Origin of the sequence: Rhizobium sp. BT-226, assembly GCF_025847085.2 — a bacterium.
GTDB classification, from domain to species: domain Bacteria; phylum Pseudomonadota; class Alphaproteobacteria; order Rhizobiales; family Rhizobiaceae; genus Rhizobium; species Rhizobium sophorae.
On sequence record NZ_JAOYTI010000003.1, the window covers coordinates 644331 to 662578 of the forward strand.

General features: G+C 58.8%; 13 protein-coding genes and 2 pseudogenes. 3 read left to right on the forward strand and 12 right to left on the reverse strand.

The window, feature by feature from the left end; translation table 11 throughout:
* Positions 1–2 precede the first annotated feature (2 nt).
* From OIU37_RS22615 to OIU37_RS22640, 6 genes are all read right to left on the reverse strand, one after another.
* Positions 3–1100, reverse strand: a complete 1098-nt coding sequence (locus OIU37_RS22615; RefSeq protein ID WP_168312012.1) for an ABC transporter ATP-binding protein — start codon at positions 1098–1100, stop codon at positions 3–5.
* 37 nt (positions 1101–1137) lie between these two features.
* The gene (locus OIU37_RS22620) at positions 1138–2172 is read right to left on the reverse strand and encodes a LacI family DNA-binding transcriptional regulator (RefSeq protein WP_264258691.1); all 1035 of its coding nucleotides are present in this window, start codon (positions 2170–2172) and stop codon (positions 1138–1140) included.
* Positions 2173–2312: 140 nt separating this feature from the next.
* Entirely contained in the window at positions 2313–4364 is a 2052-nt protein-coding gene (locus OIU37_RS22625) for a beta-galactosidase trimerization domain-containing protein (protein ID WP_264258692.1), read from the reverse strand.
* Between the two features lie 4 nt (positions 4365–4368).
* Positions 4369–5190, reverse strand: coding sequence for a carbohydrate ABC transporter permease (locus tag OIU37_RS22630; RefSeq protein ID WP_164574757.1), 822 nt, complete (start codon positions 5188–5190; stop codon positions 4369–4371).
* The gene (locus OIU37_RS22635) at positions 5187–6146 is read right to left on the reverse strand and encodes a carbohydrate ABC transporter permease (RefSeq protein ID WP_182208108.1); all 960 of its coding nucleotides are present in this window, start codon (positions 6144–6146) and stop codon (positions 5187–5189) included. Before OIU37_RS22635 ends, OIU37_RS22630 begins: the two co-directional genes overlap by 4 nt.
* Positions 6146–7453: an ABC transporter substrate-binding protein gene (locus OIU37_RS22640; RefSeq protein ID WP_264258693.1), complete on the reverse strand. Its 1308-nt coding sequence runs from the start codon at positions 7451–7453 to the stop codon at positions 6146–6148. The genes OIU37_RS22635 and OIU37_RS22640 overlap by 1 nt, the downstream gene beginning before the upstream one ends.
* Positions 7454–7610: 157 nt before the next feature.
* Here OIU37_RS22640 and OIU37_RS22645 point away from each other — a divergent pair, with 157 nt between their 5' ends.
* The gene (locus OIU37_RS22645; protein WP_264258694.1) at positions 7611–8450 is read left to right on the forward strand and encodes an SDR family NAD(P)-dependent oxidoreductase; all 840 of its coding nucleotides are present in this window, start codon (positions 7611–7613) and stop codon (positions 8448–8450) included.
* Here the strand turns inward: OIU37_RS22645 and OIU37_RS22650 are convergent.
* Positions 8422–9122, reverse strand: a pseudogene (locus OIU37_RS22650) (hypothetical protein); the annotation flags it as partial. The gene OIU37_RS22645 and the pseudogene OIU37_RS22650 sit on opposite strands and share 29 nt — an antisense overlap.
* 60 nt (positions 9123–9182) lie before the next feature.
* On the opposite strand from OIU37_RS22650, the gene OIU37_RS22655 reads away from it, so the two are divergent.
* Positions 9183–9332: a hypothetical protein gene (locus tag OIU37_RS22655; RefSeq protein WP_182208198.1), complete on the forward strand. Its 150-nt coding sequence runs from the start codon at positions 9183–9185 to the stop codon at positions 9330–9332.
* A 109-nt stretch (positions 9333–9441) separates the two neighbouring features.
* Here OIU37_RS22655 and OIU37_RS22660 read toward each other — a convergent pair.
* A pseudogene (locus tag OIU37_RS22660) lies at positions 9442–9895 on the reverse strand (Ku protein).
* Positions 9896–10813: 918 nt separating this feature from the next.
* Between OIU37_RS22660 and OIU37_RS22665 the strand changes: the two are divergent.
* Positions 10814–11008, forward strand: a complete 195-nt coding sequence (locus OIU37_RS22665) for a hypothetical protein (protein ID WP_003577126.1) — start codon at positions 10814–10816, stop codon at positions 11006–11008.
* A 295-nt stretch (positions 11009–11303) separates the two neighbouring features.
* Here the strand turns inward: OIU37_RS22665 and OIU37_RS22670 are convergent, their stop codons facing one another.
* The 4 genes from OIU37_RS22670 to OIU37_RS22685 form a co-directional block, all read right to left on the reverse strand.
* On the reverse strand, positions 11304–11576 hold the full coding sequence (locus OIU37_RS22670) for a hypothetical protein (protein WP_182208111.1): 273 nt from the start codon (positions 11574–11576) through the stop codon (positions 11304–11306).
* Between the two features lie 751 nt (positions 11577–12327).
* A complete protein-coding gene (locus OIU37_RS22675; RefSeq protein WP_372353425.1) occupies positions 12328–12600 on the reverse strand; it encodes a DUF982 domain-containing protein in 273 nt (90 codons plus the stop codon).
* Positions 12601–15553: 2953 nt separating this feature from the next.
* Entirely contained in the window at positions 15554–16930 is a 1377-nt protein-coding gene (locus OIU37_RS22680) for a metallophosphoesterase (RefSeq protein WP_264258695.1), read from the reverse strand.
* Complete coding sequence (locus OIU37_RS22685) at positions 16927–18240, reverse strand: protein kinase (protein WP_264258696.1); 1314 nt, start codon at positions 18238–18240, stop codon at positions 16927–16929. Before OIU37_RS22685 ends, OIU37_RS22680 begins: the two co-directional genes overlap by 4 nt.
* Positions 18241–18248: the final 8 nt, after the last annotated feature.

Consider the following 18248-nt stretch of genomic DNA (forward strand, 5'->3'; position numbering starts at 1 on the left):
GGCTACTCCGCCGGAAGAGTGTTTGCCGGGCGCGTCCCGCGGATGCGCTCACCGTCCCCACCGAAGAGCAGGGCCCTTCGTGCGGGGAAGCCGGCAGTGACGATTTCCCCCGGGCGGCGGATGGTCTCGGAGCGGTCCTCGATGATGACGGCCTGCCCGGAACTCAGCGTGCCATAGATGAAACGGGTGCCGCCGAGATTTTCCACCACGTCGACCTTGAGGTCGATTGCGCCGCCAGCATCGTCACGTCCGGTGAAGTGCTCGGGCCGAATGCCGGCCTTGATCGGGATGTCGCCTTCGCCCTGCAAAAGACCCGTCTTGAAGACAGCGCCGCAATCGAGCCTGACAACGCCATTGGGGTCCAGCGTGCCATCCAGGAAATTCATGCGCGGGGAGCCGATGAAACCGGCGACGAAGAGGTTGTCGGGGTCGGCATAGAGCGTATCCGGTGTCCCTGTCTGCTCGATCTTGCCTGCTCGCATGACGACGATCTTGTCGGCCAGCGTCATCGCTTCCGTCTGGTCATGTGTGACATAGATCATCGTTGCGCCGATGCGCCGGTGCAGTTTCGCGATCTCGACACGCATGGACACTCTGAGTTCAGCGTCGAGGTTTGACAGCGGCTCGTCGAACAGGAACACGGCGGGATTGCGCACGATCGCCCGGCCGATGGCGACACGCTGACGCTGACCACCGGAGAGTTGCGCCGGCTTGCGCTTCATCAGCGGTTCAATCTGCAGCGTTGCCGCCGCAACAGCAACGCTGCGCTGGATTTCGGCCTTGCCAAGGCCCGCCATGCGCAGCGAGAAGCCGATATTCTGCTCGACGGTCATATGCGGATAGAGCGCGTAGTTCTGGAAAACCATGGCCACGCCGCGCTCGATCGGATCGGCTTCGTTCATGCGCCGCCCGTCGATCTTGAGGTCGCCTGCCGTGATCTTTTCGAGGCCGGCGATCATCCGCAGCAGCGTCGATTTTCCACAGCCGGAAGGGCCGACGAACACGGTGAACGAGCCATCGTCAACGCTCAGATTGAGATTGCCGATCGCCTCAAAGCTCCCATAGGTTTTGTCGATATTCTGCAATTCTACGCTGGCCAAAATTTCCTCCCTTTGACCGCTTGGCAAGCAGAGCGCGTCAGGTGATCCGTCGCGTCGAGCCTCGCAGGATGATGTCGCATTCGAGAACGATGCTGCGCGTCGCGCCGCTCGAGGATTCCGTCAGGCGCTCCACGAGAATGTCCGTGATCTTTTCCGCAATGCCGGCGACCGGCTGCGCGACCGCGGTAATGCCAGCTTCGTAGAGCCGGAAGATCGCTACATCGTCGAAGCTCGCCAGCGAGATATCGTCGGGCACGTGACGGCCGTTCTCCTTCAGCCAACTGAGCGCCCCGACCGCCATGCCGTAATTGGCGGAGAAGATAGCTGTGGGTGGGCTTTCCAGCGACATCAGTCGCTTGGTCGCCTCATAACCGCCATCCATGCGCCAGTTGCCGCGCACTACCAGGGAAGCATCCATCACGATGCCCCGGTCGCGCAGCGCCTGCTCGTATCCGGCCAGGCGTTCGATGCCCGAGGAATTGCGCGGGTCACCCGTCAGCATGCCGATGCGCGTATGGCCGAGATCGATCAAATGGCTGATTAGGCGGTAGCTGGCGCGGTGGTTTTCGACCATCACCCGGTCCGCCGCGAGCCCACGCACGTCGTTATTGTAGAAGATGATCGGCACGTCATGTTCAATCAGGTCGTCCACCCGGTCATAGACTTCGGCCGTACCATCCATGATCAGCGCATCGACGCGCTGCGCGGCGAAAAAGTCCAGCGCTTCAGCAACAACGCGCGGATCGCCGCCATGACAGTAGGTCAAGAGCGCTCGTCCGGTCTGACGCACGGAATTGGCCAGATATTCCAACATCCGGGCATGGAATTCGTCGAAGGTCGGCACCAGGAAGCCGATCATATGGGTAAGGTCGGTACGGATCGAGGCCGCTGCGGCATTGCGCCGGTAGCCCAGATCCTGGATTGCGCGCTCGATCTGTTCGCGGTTCGACCGGCGGATCGTCTGGCCGTTGAGGTAACGGGACACGGTGCCGACAGCGACGTCCGCCACCCTGGCAACGTCGATAATCGTGGCTCCGCGTCTCTTTCCGGCCGTCTGGTCCGTCTGTCGCATGTCGAGCGGGCTCCTGCACTCATTGAGGGGAAATAGCGCCAGGGGAAGCGCTTTTCCGTCGTATAGCCCAGCGCTCTGCCGCCCACCAGCGTTGCGGGCGGCAAGAGCAATGTCCGACGGTTCCCCTACCTCAACCTGCATCAGACGCCCTCGAACACCACGGCGCTGTGGATATGCAGTCGCGGCACTGTGATGCTAATGGCGCCGTCTGCGCCGGCTTCCCAGGCCAGATCCTCCCCGGTCATGGCATCGAAAACCCGCTTCGGCTTCGCCGGCAACCGCACGCTGGCGTTAACCGGGCCGATCGCCGGGATGTCCTCGATCATTTCCATCACCCGCCTCGAGCCGTCATCGCCACGAACATCCTTGCCGCGGATCTGCGGCGGTCCGTAAAGAAGATGCAGGATGTGGCGATTGTGCCCAATCTGCCGGGTGAGCGTTGCCCGGCCGGATGAGGGAAGATCGGTAACCATCGCCGGATCGGGAACGAGACGATCGAGAAGCCCGCGAACAACATATTTATAGAGCGGCTGGCCAATGGCCCGGTAAAGCCGAAAGATCGGATAGGCGATATAAGCGATGCCCCCATGCTCGGTCACGGCAGCGCCAAGCATATCAGCGGCTGGATCGTCCGGAGCATGCTGGTGCGAGCAGAAATGTTTGTAAGACCGGTTGAAGTAGGAGGGGTAAATACCGGCCAGCACCGTTGCGCCGACCGCGCGGACGGTTTCGGCTTCATCGTAGAAAACGAAAGCCGTTTCTGGCATGGACGGATCAAGGTCCTTGCCTGCCTTCACATAGCTCGGTTTGAACGCGATCGGCGTTGGCTGCCGCTCGATGCCGAAATCGACAGCAAAGGCCCCATCATCCCCGATGCCCGAATGCCAGGAGGCGATGATCCTGCCGCCACTGGCGAGATAGGCGTTCAGCCGCGACGCAAGGGCAGCATCGACCGGGATTTCGTCCGGCAGGATCAGCAGTCGGTATTCCTCGAAACGAGCGGAACTGTCGAGCACGTCGAAGGGCCGCTTCAGTTCCTGCAGCATCTGTGCCGCGCCATCGTCGCTCGGATGATTGCGCGCGCCCTTGGGGTTCATGTGCTCGGCGGACAATATAGCGATCTCGGAGACCTGCTTCGCGCCATCCAGAAACGGCTCCAGCTTTTCAACGCGTCGATAAGCCGGCGCGATCGAAGCGTAAGTATCCGGGTTGATGGCGCCGTTCGGATGCAACTGGTCGCCGACCAGGCACTTCGATCCGAGCGCGATCATTTGAGCACATTCATATTCCAGCGCATCAGGGTGCTTGAAACCGCCGAACTCGCCCCACGAGGTGTGGAACTTGCCTGTATGAGCCAGGAAATCCATGCCGAGCGTTGCCGCGTAGCGCGCGCTGGACGGGAAGTGATCGTAACCCCAACCGCCGGTCGGCAGGCTTTCGAGCTCGAGATGAGAATAGGTGGAAAAGCGCTTCGGGCCCTGCTTGTGGATATGTCCGCAATTGTAGAAGACGCGGAGATTGGGGAACTCCTTGAACAGCGCCTCGCTCGTTTCGCGGCGGAATTGTTCGTTGACGGCCTCGTCGTTCTTCAGCCGGTCCGCCGGATTCTCTGGATCGAGACCCTCGCACTGCATGCGCTCGATGCAAGCCGGGCAGACACAATCCGGCGTGAGGATGATATCGAAGAACAGACCCTGCGTGGGATAGCTTTGCGCGACTTCGCGCGCCTGGTCGAGAATGTATTTCCGTAGGCCGGCATGGTTGAGGCAGAGCGTATGCCACGCCGGGCTGAGCTGCTTGCCCGCCGAAGGGTCGTCCGGACGGTCGTGATGGTATTGGTTCGACGCGGTCATGGCGCGCCATTCGGTATGTTCGCGCGCCGTCAGTTCGTCCCACTGTACCGATATATAAATCGGGCTTTCGATATCGGCCGCCGACAGCGCCTTCACCATGTCGCCGAGGAGGTCCGGGCGGGCCAGCCGCGGATGCGGCTTGCCGACCTTGGTCGGATAGTAGGACCAGCCGTGATGGCACTTGGCGAAGATCGTGATCGAGTCGACATGCGCCGCCTTCAGCGTTGAAACGAAAATATCCGGATCGAAGTCGACGCCGATGCCGGGAATATGTTCCGACGTATGGAAGTCGAGATGGATCTGGCGGTAGCGCAACGGCTTGTTTGTGGTGTTCGGCATGGTCCTATTCCTTTGCGCCGGTGCGGGTTTGAGAGCCGGCGGCGAACTGACGTTGGAAGACAAGAAAGACGAGGAGGGGAACGATTGTCGTGATGATCGCCGCCACCGAGCGCAGGTCCCAATTGATCTCGTAGCTGCCGGAGATGCGGGCGAGCAGCACGGGTAGGGGTACGTCGTTGCGCAGGAAAAGCATCGGAAGCAGCAAGGCGTTCCAGGTCCAGAGGAACTGCAGGATGCCGACGGCGAAGATCGGCGACAGGCTGTTCGGCAGTACCACGTGACGGAAGGTCGCAATCGGTCCGCAGCCGTCAATCTTGGCTGCTTCCACTAGTTCGCGCGGGAAATCCTCGAAGAAATTTTTGACGAGGAAGATCGACCAAGCGAAGGACATCCCGACATAGGGAATGAGAACGGAGAGAATGTTGTCGATCAGCCCGAGATCGCGCCACAGCGTGAAGAGCGGAATGATGACAACCTGCTGCGGCAACACGAATGCGTTGATGATGATGATCAGCAAGATGCGGCGGAACGGGAAAATGAGGAAATGAAAGGCGTAGGCCGCTGCCGGCGTCAAAACCATCGTCAGCGCCGTCGCGATCCCCGCCGTTTTCATCGTCACCCACATGGATTGGGACAGCGGATATTTGTCCCAGACGCGGTGCCATGCATCGAAGGTCAGATCGAAGCGCTCGAAGTGCCACCAGCCAAGCGAGACGCCCTCGGGAGGACGCAGGGATGTAACAACGATGCCGGCGATTGGGATGACCCAGATGCAGGCGATGATGCCGACGAATATGACAATCCAGCGGGGAGCCTTGCCGATCATTTCGCACCTGCCGTTCGCTGGATGATGGCGGGGATCGAGACGATGAGAACGGCCAGCAGCAGGATGACGGTCGCGGCGGCGCCATAGCCCAGTTTGAACTGGGTCATGGATTCCCGGTACATGAAATAGCCGACCGTCTCGGTTGAGCGCACCGGTCCGCCGCCCGTCAGGATGTAGATGATGTCGAAGGCGCGCAGGGCACCCAGAAGATTGATGAAAACCGCGACCCGCACGCCGGGCATCGATAGCGGCATCATGATATGGCGCATGGTCGAGAGCGGCTTGGCGCCGTCCATATAGGCTGCTTCGAGCACGGATTTCGGGATTGCCTGGATGGCGGCGAAGATCAGCATCAGGGGCAAGCCTACGCCGCTCCACGATGCGGCTATGATGAGCGCCCACAGCGCCGTATTGGCGTCACCGAGCCAAGCATGCGAGAAGCCGGAAAACCCGAAAAGCTGAATCAGCGAATTGAGCAGGCCGCCGGCGTCGGCCCTGTAGATGCCGATCCACATGTAGCCCGAAACTGCCTCCGAAATACCGAAGGCGGCAAAGATCATCACGCGGAACGGCAGCGTCTGTCGTGGCGCGAACGCGCACGTCATTGCCAGAGCCCAGCCAATCGAAACCGAAATCAGCGTCGTCCCGATCGTGAAGATCAGGGTCGTTAGCATCGTGCTGCGAAAGGTGGCGTCCGAAAACAGCCGCGCATAATTGCCAAAGCCGATGAAGGAAGGCTTCCGCAGGCCCTGTATGTCCCAGAAGCTCAAGCGGATAGTCTCCACTAGCGGATAGACCACGGCGACGGCAAAAAGCACGATGACAGGTGCGATCAGAATAAAAGCGGCGGGCGTGTCCCTGAGCAGACGCCGGCGGCCTTCAATGCTGACCACCCGCGGAGAAACCTGCATCACGCCCGCCGCTTCCCGCACCGGGGAAGCGGAGGTGCCAGCCATCAGTAGGAACCTTGGGCCTTGGTTTCGATTGCCGCAAGGACGGTATCGATATTAGCAGCCGAGGGATCCTGCAGAAATTTCTGCAGCTGCACGCGATATTCATCGACGAGATCGCCGGGCAAGAGATCTCCGAGCACGAATTGCAACTTCGAGCTTGCGACCGCTGATGTCGCCACCTTCTGCGTCTCGCCATAGAGCGACGCGTCGGTATTACCGCTTGGTGACGCATAGCCGTTCTTGGCAAGAATGTTGGAGGCCTCGGCGCTCGTCCAGAAATCGAGGAAGGCGTCTGCTGCCTTCGGATTGGGGCCGTTTGCCGTGACGAGCAGTTCCTTGGTATCGACGCTCGACGTGTCGTCATGACCCATGCCGAGGGCTGGGAACTGGAAGAGACCGTAATCCTTACCCTCGGTGAGTTTGTAGTCGTTCTTGGCGCGATTATTCATCCACATGCCGATCAGCAGGTAATTTTTGGCGTTCGCCTGGAAGATTTGGTCGGCTTCCCCGTCCCAGTCGTTGGCGAGCATGGTGTTCGGCGCGCCGCAGCAGCCCGCGGTCAACATTTCGGCATACTTTGTAAGCGCCGTCTTCACCGCAGGGTCGGTCCACGGAATTTCGTGCGCTCCGAGCTTTGCTGCCGTCTCGACGCCGGCCGTCCTCAAGAGGAGCGTTTCGAACCATTCAGCATGCGCCCAGTATTTGCCGGGAATAGCAACCGGAGCCGCGAAGCCCGCGTTGATGAGCTTCCCGAGGCTGGCCACGAAATCTTCCCACGTCTTCGGCGGCTCGGTGAGACCCGCCTTGGCAAGGTGCTCCTTTTTATACCAGATGCCGGAGCGGTCGCCGAAGGTGTAGGTCAAGCCATAGGTCTTGCCGGCTATAGCGCCGAGTTCCTTCCAGGATTGGCTGATGAGCCTGTCCCAACCGAAGGACTTCCATTGGTCGTCGATCGGCCGCAGCATGCCGGCATCGAGCAATTCCTTCCGGAAGGCCGGCCAGGTGTTGTAGAGAACATCGACCACTTCGCCGCCCATGAGTGCCGTGCGGATGCCACCGCGCATGTCTCCTTGGCCGGTAATGGCAACTTCCCTGATCGTCACTTTCGGATATTTCGCCGTAAATGCATTCTGGATCTGATGCATCATGTCGAGTTCGGAACCACCGAGCCAATTCAGCACCACAAGTTCGCCGCTCACGGTATCCTGCGCGTTGGCGCTGCCCGCCAACGCCATCAATGCGGCACTTCCCGCACCCGCAAGCAGGGTGCGGCGACGTATCTCATGCGTGAATCTACTGCTGTTGGTCATGTCACATCCTCCCAAACGTTGACTTTGCCCTGCGCACTCAATTTAATTGAAACGTTATCATCTATCTTGAAACTAGCAAGGGTTTTGTCCGATAGTGCTTAGGAGCCGAACCGTTGCGTTCCGGCGGCGGCGGCGCTGCACAAAATAGGAGCATAAAATGACCCGGCTTAAGGACAGCGTAGCTGTCGTCACCGGTGGCGGTAGAGGAATCGGTCGGGAGATCGCGCTCCGGCAGGCGCGAGAAGGCGCCAAGGTCGCGGTGCTTGCGCGAACCGCCACTGAGATCGAGGAAACAGCCTCGCTGATTGAAGATGAGGGCGGGCAAGCGATCGCTGTGACGACCGACGTTACCCAATACAGCGCCGTCGAAAACGCTTTTGCCCGGATCGCATCTGAGTTGGGTCCGGTTGATACTTTAGTCAACAATCACGGTTCTTTCCAGGCTTTCGGACCGATATGGGAGTGTGATCCTGTTGCCTGGTGGCGGGATGTGGAAATCAACTTGCAAGGAACGTTTCACACCTCCCGCGTGGCTTGTTCGACAATGTTGGCGCGCGGCAGAGGCCGCATCATCAATGTCGTTGGCGGAGGGACGGGCAACAGTTTCCCACACGGTTCCGGATACGCATCGAGTAAAGCAGCGATCATGCGGCTGACCGAGTGTCTCAATGATACGACGATCGCTCATGGCATACGCGCCTTTGCCGTCGACCCGGGGCTCGTACGCACCGACATGACGGAAAAGCAGTTGTTTTCGGAGGCAGGCAAAACTTATCTGCCCGCCATCCAGCAGCTCTTCGACGATGGCATCGATATCCACCCTTCTCGAGCTGCACTTCTTATCGCAGACATCGCCGCCGGCCGTTTCGATGTGCTTGCTGGTCGCCTCTTGCGCGGAGTCGACGATCGAGATGTGCTCGAAAAGGAAATGGACGCTTTGGCTAAAGCCGATGGAAGGGCATTGCGCTTCAGCGCGATAGAGCAACAGAAACTCTGAGCGCGATGAAACGGCGCATCTTGAGGCGGAGCGGCCGCAGGACAAGGCTGTCCACGTTATTCTCGAAAACCACGCCACCCACGAGCGTAACGGCGGATTTCGTCGTCAAAACGCCTCCGACGAGCGCGAAGCCGATGACCAGTGCATTCGGGTGCCGCGGTTTTGCGACGTCGGAGATGTGGTTCCGCAGCTTGAGCAGGACCGCGAGACCGGTCGTTGTAACTTCGACAACGCTGTCCGAGCTTGGTAGACAAGCAAGCACGGCCTGCTGTCGCGATGCATAGAGCCTCTTCATGCGGCGGATGTGCCTCAGATAGTGGCCCTCCCTAATGAACTCCGCGACCGCCATCTGCACTGCTGGACCTGGCGCAGGCATGAGGCAGGCTGCCGTCTCCGCGAATAGCGGCACAAGCGCCGGAGGCGCAATGACGAAGCCGAGCCGAAGCGCTGGACTTATGGTCTTGCTGAAGGACCCGATGCGGATGACACACCCGGCCCGGTCAAGCGAGGCGAGGGCGGGAGCGGCTCTGCCAGTCAGCTGTAGTTCGCTCAGGTAGTCGTCTTCTACGACCCATTCATATTCGCCGCGGCCCAGTCGAGCAAAAGCAGGCGCCGTTCGAGCGACAAGGTGTGGCCCAGGGGTGCCTGCTGCCCCGGAGTGACAACCGCAAGCCATCCCCAGGTAAACCATGCGATTGATGGCCTTGCGGCGGAAGGAAAACGCCGGCCCGGATGGCCGCGAAGGATGACGAATTGCGGCGCGGATATCAAAGCCTGAAGCAAGAGTTGGAGTTGACAAACGAGAGCGGCATCGAGGAATACCTAGCCCAGAACGCACCGTTCATCGATGCCGTGGTAAGACCACCACCAAAGACCTTATGACGGCTCCGGGCGGGAGGCAGCCGCTGGTGGCATTTGCTACCTAATACCGGAAGTCTATCCGCCAACCAGTTGTCTCGTGAGCAACCTTGGTTTCCAACAAGTGCATGGACTACCCGGCCTTCCTGCCTTTGAGATCGGCCTCGACGCTCTTCCGGAGTGCTTCCATAATATTGACCACATTGGATTTGGGAGCCGCTTCAGCAGCTTTTCCCTTCGCCGCCTTGTTGGTTTCAACGCCTTCTTCTTCTCGTTGATGAGCTTCAGTAGGCTAGTCTGAATGGGATCGCTGGCCATGTCAGGCGACAAGTGGGCGGACTGTCGGCCGGGACGAACTTGTCGATGTCGATCGTCGTCACCGTGTCGAGCGCGACGGCATCCAGATCGTCCTCGGTGAGGATAACGTAGTCGTTCTCCCCGCGAGCGTAGCCCTTGGCTTCGTTCTCGTCCTTGACGGGCTTGCCCGTGACGGAATCGATGTACCGGGAGACGACGCGGTTGCCCGTCTCTTTGTCGTAAGTAACATAGGCGACCGCTTTTGGGCGCATAGTTGCCGTCCTCGTCATGGCTCCGGCTCTCGATCGTGTCGTGATGGTCGCGAACCCAACCCGCGATCGCGGTCTCTTGTGAATCTAGTTCAAACCGAGGCCGTCCGCGAGATCGGCCCTACCGATGTGAACTAGAGCTGAGATCACCGAGTTCTTTTCGTCCGACGGAGCGTTCTGAAGCTCTGCGGCGACAGTTTCCAAAACCTCAACATCATCATCCTCAGTGGAGTTCGATGAGCGTCCATCGAGATAGGAGAGGGTGATTGCCAGAGCGGTAGCCAGATTATGCATCGGGGGACGCCCTTCCATTGCCGGGGTCTGATGCCTTTCTGACGAGAGCCGGGGGGCATCGATTTCGATTTTAAAGCAATTACACGTCCCGACGCAACCTGCAAAACCCTGGAGTTTACCGGTCCCTAAACATCTCAGGTCCGTGGTCCTTTCGATGAGAAAGACGTTCAACAAAGGCTATCTATTTAAAAGTAGGAGTGACCGCTTTATTACCCGATTCTGAAAGAGGCTGAAAGAAATGCCGCCTAGTCTGCAATATCGCCGAGTAAAGCCGTTGACGGGCCTTCGACGTTGGGTCGGACGAACGTACATCATTTGTTACTTCGCACCTGCGGTAATTGTCATACGATTCAAAACGCTAAATAATAACAAAAATCAGTTGCTTACTCGAAGTTTCTCGACTACGTTTTTTACAGAATAGTTCCGAAATAACCGGCCCTCGCCGGCGATGCTCAGCGGTCGTTTGACCTCGCTTGAGGAGGATGATGACGTTGTTTGCCGGACTTCGTTTCTTTGCAATGGTGCAGCGAGTGCGTGATCTCGTCTCGATCCGATACCGAACTACGACGGCAATCTGACGCGTCGTAAACCCTTTGTTCCACTTTTCTAAGATGGTGCTCCCGTGTGGCGCGCCCGAGGTTTGTTATGCAAAAGCAAGCTGTCGTATTCAACGGTCAGGAAGTCGGGATCGCGGTCCCTGTCGAAAACCGCCTCAAATTCATCGCTGTCCGCTTCAATGTCATCGACTTGGACAACAGGCTCTTCGACACGGTTACCGAAATCCGGCGCGCCATTACTGAGCATCTCGCGTCCAGCGGTCGTGCGATCACCTCGCACTGAATGGCAGGAGATATTTTTCTACGTTATGCGGCGTCCGTCGTCGGAGGCCGACATGAACGCAAACCCCATCTGCTTCACAACGCTGCCCGATTACGAGAACTCAAAGGTGAAGAACGCTGGACGAAAGACCATCAGCCGAGGCGGTTCAATGCCCCACGTCTCAACCATGAAACTCCCGAACACCATCATCGAACTGAATTCTCTCGTGGCTCCGAGGTCGGTTGTCGTGTTGATGTCCGATTGAGATTCCTTAGGCCCAGCAAGCTGATCGGCCAGTGCTCAGGGCTCTTGCTTCCTACTCACGAACTTCAAGCTTGTCGCCATATTTCAAAGCGAGCCGACGGCAGTCGTCGCAATTCAACATAATGCCCTCCGCAACGACACTCGCGGCGGCGGTCGTGCAAACCGAAACGTCCAGTCTCGCGACATGCAGAATTGCATTACCCAATAGCATATCGCAGGGCGCAGTCTCGACTTCGGCCCCGCCCACGCTGTGCGCAACGACGCCGCGCACGGTCGCCAGCATTCCGCGCTTTCTTAATATGGTTATGTCGGCATCCCTTGCCATGACGATCCCTTCTGCCGCCCGAGGCGCAGGATCCGCCCGATACGCCGCATCTGCAACCAAACGGGCGCGAGACACCGAAGTTCCCATCGCCCATCCAGCAGACATTCCAGGAAGAAGCGCCGCAGATTTTCGTTCTTCACATCCTTGGTCCACGCATCAGCGGACGAAATCTCGGGGGCTGCGTGGCGGCTGTTGTCGATTGGAACGCCGAGATTTGAACCGCAGCCTGATTAGCGTACCTGCTACAAGAGTTCCCAACGCGGCGAGAAACCATTCCGGATACTTGACTCGTCTGCCGTACGAGTTTCGGGGAGCCTAGAAGCCGGCGGTATCGTTGTCACTGCAGGGGAAGCGGCCGAGCTTCGTAGCGGATATTAACGTTTCCTGCGAGGTCAAAGGACTGTCAGCGATGAATCGGGTCGGCGTAATCAATTAGAGCGGAAGCGAGGATTTCGCTCCTCTGACGCTTGTAATGAGCGACCGAGAAAAACACAGGATGGTCCGATCACTCCGCGACGTTGCAGAGGTCCTCATTGTCGGCTGGTCGACACGACACACTCACGATGAGAAGGCTGCGAGGGCGAAAACACTGTGGCCGGAAGTAAGCATCCATCACTGGTCAAGAGGCTGAACGATTCCAGCATTATCTGAGAAGAGCAATCGTTCGAGATCACAAATCACACCTCGTCGTGTGCAGAAACAGGCTCGGCTCATCGTTGATGCGTGAATTTACAGTCCGATGTTGGTTCTCCTACCGTTCTATTTCGGTCGAGTAGGGGATTTCGGCTTCCTTCAACGCCAACAAGAACAACTCCAGAGCGCTTTCGTCTGAAACATGTCCGTCATCGACGCCTTCACAGGCTTCAAGGGCCGCGATGTAAGCCTTTCCGTCAGAGACTGGCCAACGGGCCGATAGGAGATCGAAGGCCTGTTTTGCCGATCTCACGGTGATCGACTTTCGCAAATGTATAACGACATTCTTCCACAAGACACACGCTCCATCGCTAGCGGACAAACCGCCCAAACGGAGCGTCCACTTCGTCCCAACTTCAGTCTACGACGAAGGTTCCTGGCGCTTGTTTTCTGCCATCCTGAGGTCCAGTGCCTGTCGCAACTGGCCCGCTGACAAGTCCGGGTCTGCACTTAAAAGATCAATGGCGGCAGCGTATGCGGCTTCCGCGCAATTCCCGCCTGCATCGATGGAGTTCGCGTCGCACCAGTCGGCTATTACCTTCGCGAGCATCTCTATGCGCCGTTCGGATAGTTCCGGAAGATTTAAGAGGTTTAGAGACATTATTGTGGCCCCACCTGAGGCAAGAGCACGTCTGATCGCCCCATCGGCCTCGCCCTGGTAAAATCGCCGAGTGGAGTACTATACGCTTTTATATGGCGCGATGGTATGACGGTCCGCAAGGGGCCGAGTCCTACGGAGTGGCGGCGGCCCAAGGCCAATCGGGTGACAAGGCACTCGCCCTATCAGTCCGCCTGGGGCGGCCGCCTACCCTGGTATGACGTTGACTCCTTCGGGGGCCCGAGTTTCGAGCCTGACACGGTTCTTTCGGAGGCGACCAGCGCGGGGTACCTGCTCGGAGGATTCGATCCCTATACGTCCTTACGATTGCTGGCCGAGGCGCCCGACAATCTCGATTGTAACGTCACGTGGCATTTCGGGCCTTGGTAGTGGAGTATGCGGGGGAGGAAGAATTTGGTGACGGACTGCCAGACTCTTCGACTTTCTTGATCGTAGCCGAGGGGAGCTCCGACGCTAAGATCCTACGCCACGCGGCTGGCCTACTTGGGCCCGAAATCGCTGACTTTTTTCGATATGTCGATATGGAAGATGGCTATCCATTTAGTGGCACAGGCAATCTTCAGAAGTTGTTCCAGGCCTTGTCGCGCTGCGAACACAGATCAATGTTGTCGCCGTTTTTGACAATGACGCCGAGGGGTGTCGCAACCCTGTGCGAAGACGGCGCAGCTTTACCTTCGTGAGAGCTATCGGGTTTGTCGTCTACCTGACCTCCCTGAGTTCGTTACTCGGGGACCGACAGGCGACGTCGGGTCCGACATAAACGGGCGAGCGGCTGCGATAGAATGCTATCTCGATCTTGCGCGTTTGAATCGGCCAGCGCTTGTAGAATGGGGCGGTTTTAATCGCGATGCCGGCCAATAGCGCACATATCGACGCCGCTTGGTATGAGAAGCGGGTTCTGGGGTCGCCAGTCCGACTTAGGTCCGTCTTCCCCTCGGCGCGATCCAGCTTAGATTTTCCTGATCCTTGTTTAAAAGGACACCAGGGAGGTTTTAGCAATGTTGCCGTCTCCAGTCAGAACCTCCCTGGTGAAGCTTTTGTCGAGAGGTGAAGGCGACACCTAGTGGAGCATCATCGCCCCACGGTCGGTCATCACGGGCGAGCGTCCACTCCTTTTGTTCGTCGATGGAAAGCCGATCACAGATCAGGGCGGCGCGCACAACGTGTGAGCGGAACATCGGTTACGCTGTGTTGGCGTCGCTGGATGCATTAAGTCCCCTTTAAGCTGATCGCACGTTCGCCCTTGAGATCGCAGGACGTTCAAGGGGGCGATGTCAGGAGAAGCCCCAAATGGATGAGCCTCGGCGGCCGCGATGGCATCCGCCTAGCGACGTTCTAGGCCAAACGCTTTAAAGACGCTTCCCCTCGCCAAGCAAACCCCGCCCTAGCGTAGCCGGTTTGAGCACAGGTCGACGGCCGGCACCCTCAAGCAGTGCTTGTACAAATCGATTATGGCCGCGCGGGCAAGAGGCCGCGAGATTACGAAACCTTGGAGGCTGTCTCACCCAAGGGCAACTACAGCATCGCTCTGTTCGTCCGTTTCCACCCCTTCAGCCGTGGTCTTAAGACCTTTCGCTCGGGCCATACTAGTCATCGGTTCCGAAGTCGTCGATGGCGATCCGCACCCCCGCATTTCGGAGCATAGCAATGTTCCGATCGTGCTGGTCAGTGCCAGGCAGTGCAAGAGTCCAGTAATTGGGCTCTTCCCCGAAGACAGTCGAGACCTGCACGACGGTGAGCTTCCCGTCGAAGTGCTTTGATGAACGCGCCCAGTAATAGGCTTCCCGTACCAAACTTATGCGGCTAATGTCGGGTGTCCAGAAGCGGCTCGTCGTCGTCGAAATTGCCGTTGCTAACGGCATCGTATGAGTTAAGGCTACTGCCTCCACCGCGGGTTCCGTATGCGGTCAACTGCACCATCACGGCCTTAGCTCTTTGACGCTCAGCTCCTGCTCTCGTGGAGCAAGGATTGGCGGGATCGTGTTAGCCATCCGCACGGCCGCGGCAGGAGCGGCACGTATAAGGCACAAAAAACACATCGGATGGCGCGGACATCAGCCGCTTGGAGCGTGGGTGGTCGTCGATCCTCAGAAGTAATAGCCGTCGAGTACGCCAAGTAGAGCGCCTCCTATCAGGGAAAATATCAGCGGCAAGATGATGAACAGGAACATCACGAGGAGCATAAAGCGCATCAGGCACCCAGCCGCTGCTGCCCTTGGAGGTGGCGCTTCCGGAATAGGATAGGTTGACCTTCGAGTGATACGACCGGCGCGGGAGAGGGCTCGAAGCATCTCCAGCATTTTTACCGTGTGGATGTCGCCGGCTGAGGCGCCGTCGGTCTCCGCCTCAGGGCGGGCAGACCTCCGTCGCTCTTTCCGGCCCCATGGCCCGGGACTCGTATCCAGCGGTGGTGGTTCCGCGCGGGGCGCTGCTTTGGGAAAAGGGACCGGCGGACGTGGGCGAACAGGAGGGGGGACCGACGGTGCGGCCGGACGCAGCGCATCGCCAAACTTTGCGCCGCATTGAGGACATGCGGGTGCATCTAACCAATGACCCGGCTTGTGGTTCGTACAGTAGAAACGGACTTCTGCCTCATGGCAGGCCTCGCACTCCCCGGAAGTCGCTGTGGAGGTGCCGCAGTTTGGACAACGCAAGATGACGCCCGTCATGCGTGAGGCTCCTGGCCCGGGTGATTGTCGATGCTGTCGGCGGCCGGCTGAGGATAATAGGCACGGATCATTTCGGCGGGAATGTGCAACCGATACACGCTCGGCAGGGCTCCTTCGACATATCGCGCCATAGTTGGAACCCGCTCGTAGGGCCCAAATGCCTCGCGGCTCAACCGACGCGAAAGGGCGACGGTCGTGAGCAGCGGATTAGCCCGATAGGCGGGGAAGCTCGCATACCTTTCTTCCACGTGATCATGGCCGCGTACCATATGTGTGACGGGCCGTCCGAGACCGGCACTCAAAGAGCAGAAAGCAGCGAAGTCCTCGTAGCCGAACTGGCTCCCGCGGGAGAAGCGGTTTGGCAGCTTCCTGCGGGCTTTCGGATGGGCCCTTGTCCATACAAAATCAGACAGGGACATCGGGTTGTTCCAATCCCCCGATTCAGCGAGGCCGGGATGCAAGTCAACCAGCGGAAAGCCTCCGTGGGCGGCAAGCAATCCGTCGGGAAAGAAGAGTGCGCGCGGAGCGTTCGTAAACAGGCGCACGGCAAGCTTACCGGCCCGCTCGATCCATTCGTGGGTGAGGTTAGCGTTGAGGAAGTCGGCAAAGTCCGATGGCGTCACGCTCGAGGAAAATCGTACGCCATCGTAAGACAGTGCTTCGTCGTGATTGCCGGCGATGGCGCACACGCGGTCGGGCGCGTCTACGATCAGTTCAAATACGCGGAGAAGGATTTCGAGGCTAAAACCCTCGTCATCGAAGAGATCGCCAAGAAACAGGATCCGAGGTGGACCTTCTCCGGGCTGCAGGTCCGGCTGCCGCATTGCCGCAAGTGCAGCCTCGAGCGCCAGAAGATCACCATGCAAGTCGCCGATGATCCACAGCGGGATTTCGCCATCGAAGTCAGAAATCTTGATGACTTTGTCGGTGGGATCGGCGCGGAATTTGTCGAACAACATGCCAGGCCCATCGGCAAGGTCAAGCAGACCCTCCATTCTTTCAACCGTCGACCGAATTTCGGAGCGGATGGAAGACGGGCTAGCCCGGTTGAGGACAGCGTTCCAATCAAGGTCATTCACCTCGACGATTTCTAATGGAGCAAAGGCCGCCGCCACCTTCGAAAGATCCTGGTCAGACGGCAGGCTTTCCGACCTGGACGCAGGCTCTCCATCCAACGGGGCAGCAGCCGCCGGTGTAGGTTCGGGGCCTGCAGCTGGAACATCTGCGGCAAGCGCGCCGAGGGAACTGGAAGGACCCGGCGCCCCTGGTTCATCTTTGGGCACATCGGTCATCACCGGATGAGCCTCTGCGATCGCCGGCTGCTCGCAGGGAGGATCGGACTCGGGCACTTCACGTCCGCCGGCCGAGGTCATTTGTTGAGCGCCCGCACCGTAAGGGGCATCTTGGCGATGCCTTTGGCCTGGCGGCCGACCGCAATTCGATCACCTTGCCTGAGCGGACGGGGAGCTGTCAGGGTCAGGCCGTTCACGAGTGTTTCGTTGGTCGCACCCGCCACGGGAGATACCACCCATTGCCGTGCAGGATTTCGTTCCAGGACACATTGGCGATTATCCCAGAACTCGCTTTCCGGCCCGAACTGCCGCAACAGGGGTTTTCCAAGTTCCGTCATCACCCCGATATGAAGCGAGCGTCCGTCCGCACCAAGCAATTCGATCCTCTCGGAGATGATCAGCTCTGCCGAAGCGGGAGGAGTGATGCCTTTTGTTGTCGATGCAGGAGCTTTCTGTCCGGAGACGGCAGAGCCTGCGCCGCGTCCACTCAAAGCAGCCCGAACTTCCGCAGCCGTCGGTCTCGCAGCGGGATCTGGAGACAGGCATCGGTGGAGGACGGAACTGACATCGGCATTGCTCGCAGGTGCCGGCATCAACCCGGCAAGTGCCGGAGGTTTGGCGGCATAGCTTTGCACAAGCTTTGCATAATCAGCCTGGTCCTCGGTCCAGTACGGATGATGGCCGGCGAGAAGTTCGTAAAGCATCAGGCCGCAGGTGAAAATATCCGAAGCCAGCCCCGGAATAGCTCCGCGCGTCATATGTTCGGGGGATCGATAGTTGTCAGTGCCAACATAACCCTGATGCCCGTGCCAGGGCGCGCGGCGGTCAGCCAACAAGGAGAAGTCCATATCGATCAGCTTAAGCTGGTAGCCAGAGCTGATCGACGGATCAGTGATCAAATATGCGTTCGCCGGCTTGAGATCTGCGTGGACGACCTTGGATTCGTGCAGTGCCGCGATACCCGTCATGAACACCTTGGACCATGTGAGGTGACGTGCCCAAACCGTGGCATCACTAGTCGCGGCCTGCTTGGTGCGACGATGCTGCTCCCGCTCCTCATCGAGCATATGCTGCAAGTCGGCACCATTCTCGACGAACTCGAATGCCTGAAAGTAGCAAGGCCCGCCCCAGATCTCTTCGAATGCGTCGACCTGGCGCACCGCAAATTGACCAGCCCGGCCATTCCGGACGCGTGCTCCGAGCTCGTTCTGATAAGCAATGAAATCCCTATACCAGACAACTGTCGGAGCAGGGGACTTATATTGCTTGAGAAAAACCTTCTCACCCGTAGAAGTGTCAGCTCCATAGGAAATAGCCATCATTCCCGGTCCGAAGACTTTCGTGACGCGATACTGCCGGATGCGGTCGCCGATTTTCAGTTTCTTGGCCATGGCTTTCG

Bases quoted from the DNA above. Each gene is read 5' to 3' on its own strand.
- OIU37_RS22620 (WP_264258691.1), bottom strand. From the start codon at position 2,172: ATGCGACAGACGGACCAGACGGCCGGAAAGAGACGCGGAGCCACGATT.
- OIU37_RS22625 (WP_264258692.1), bottom strand. From the start codon at position 4,364: ATGCCGAACACCACAAACAAGCCGTTGCGCTACCGCCAGATCCATCTC.
- OIU37_RS22630 (WP_164574757.1), bottom strand. From the start codon at position 5,190: ATGATCGGCAAGGCTCCCCGCTGGATTGTCATATTCGTCGGCATCATC.
- OIU37_RS22635 (WP_182208108.1), bottom strand. From the start codon at position 6,146: ATGGCTGGCACCTCCGCTTCCCCGGTGCGGGAAGCGGCGGGCGTGATG.
- OIU37_RS22640 (WP_264258693.1), bottom strand. From the start codon at position 7,453: ATGACCAACAGCAGTAGATTCACGCATGAGATACGTCGCCGCACCCTG.
- OIU37_RS22645 (WP_264258694.1), top strand. From the start codon at position 7,611: ATGACCCGGCTTAAGGACAGCGTAGCTGTCGTCACCGGTGGCGGTAGA.
- OIU37_RS22655 (WP_182208198.1), top strand. From the start codon at position 9,183: ATGGCCGCGAAGGATGACGAATTGCGGCGCGGATATCAAAGCCTGAAG.
- OIU37_RS22665 (WP_003577126.1), top strand. From the start codon at position 10,814: ATGCAAAAGCAAGCTGTCGTATTCAACGGTCAGGAAGTCGGGATCGCG.
- OIU37_RS22670 (WP_182208111.1), bottom strand. From the start codon at position 11,576: ATGGCAAGGGATGCCGACATAACCATATTAAGAAAGCGCGGAATGCTG.
- OIU37_RS22680 (WP_264258695.1), bottom strand. From the start codon at position 16,930: ATGACCTCGGCCGGCGGACGTGAAGTGCCCGAGTCCGATCCTCCCTGC.
- OIU37_RS22685 (WP_264258696.1), bottom strand. From the start codon at position 18,240: ATGGCCAAGAAACTGAAAATCGGCGACCGCATCCGGCAGTATCGCGTC.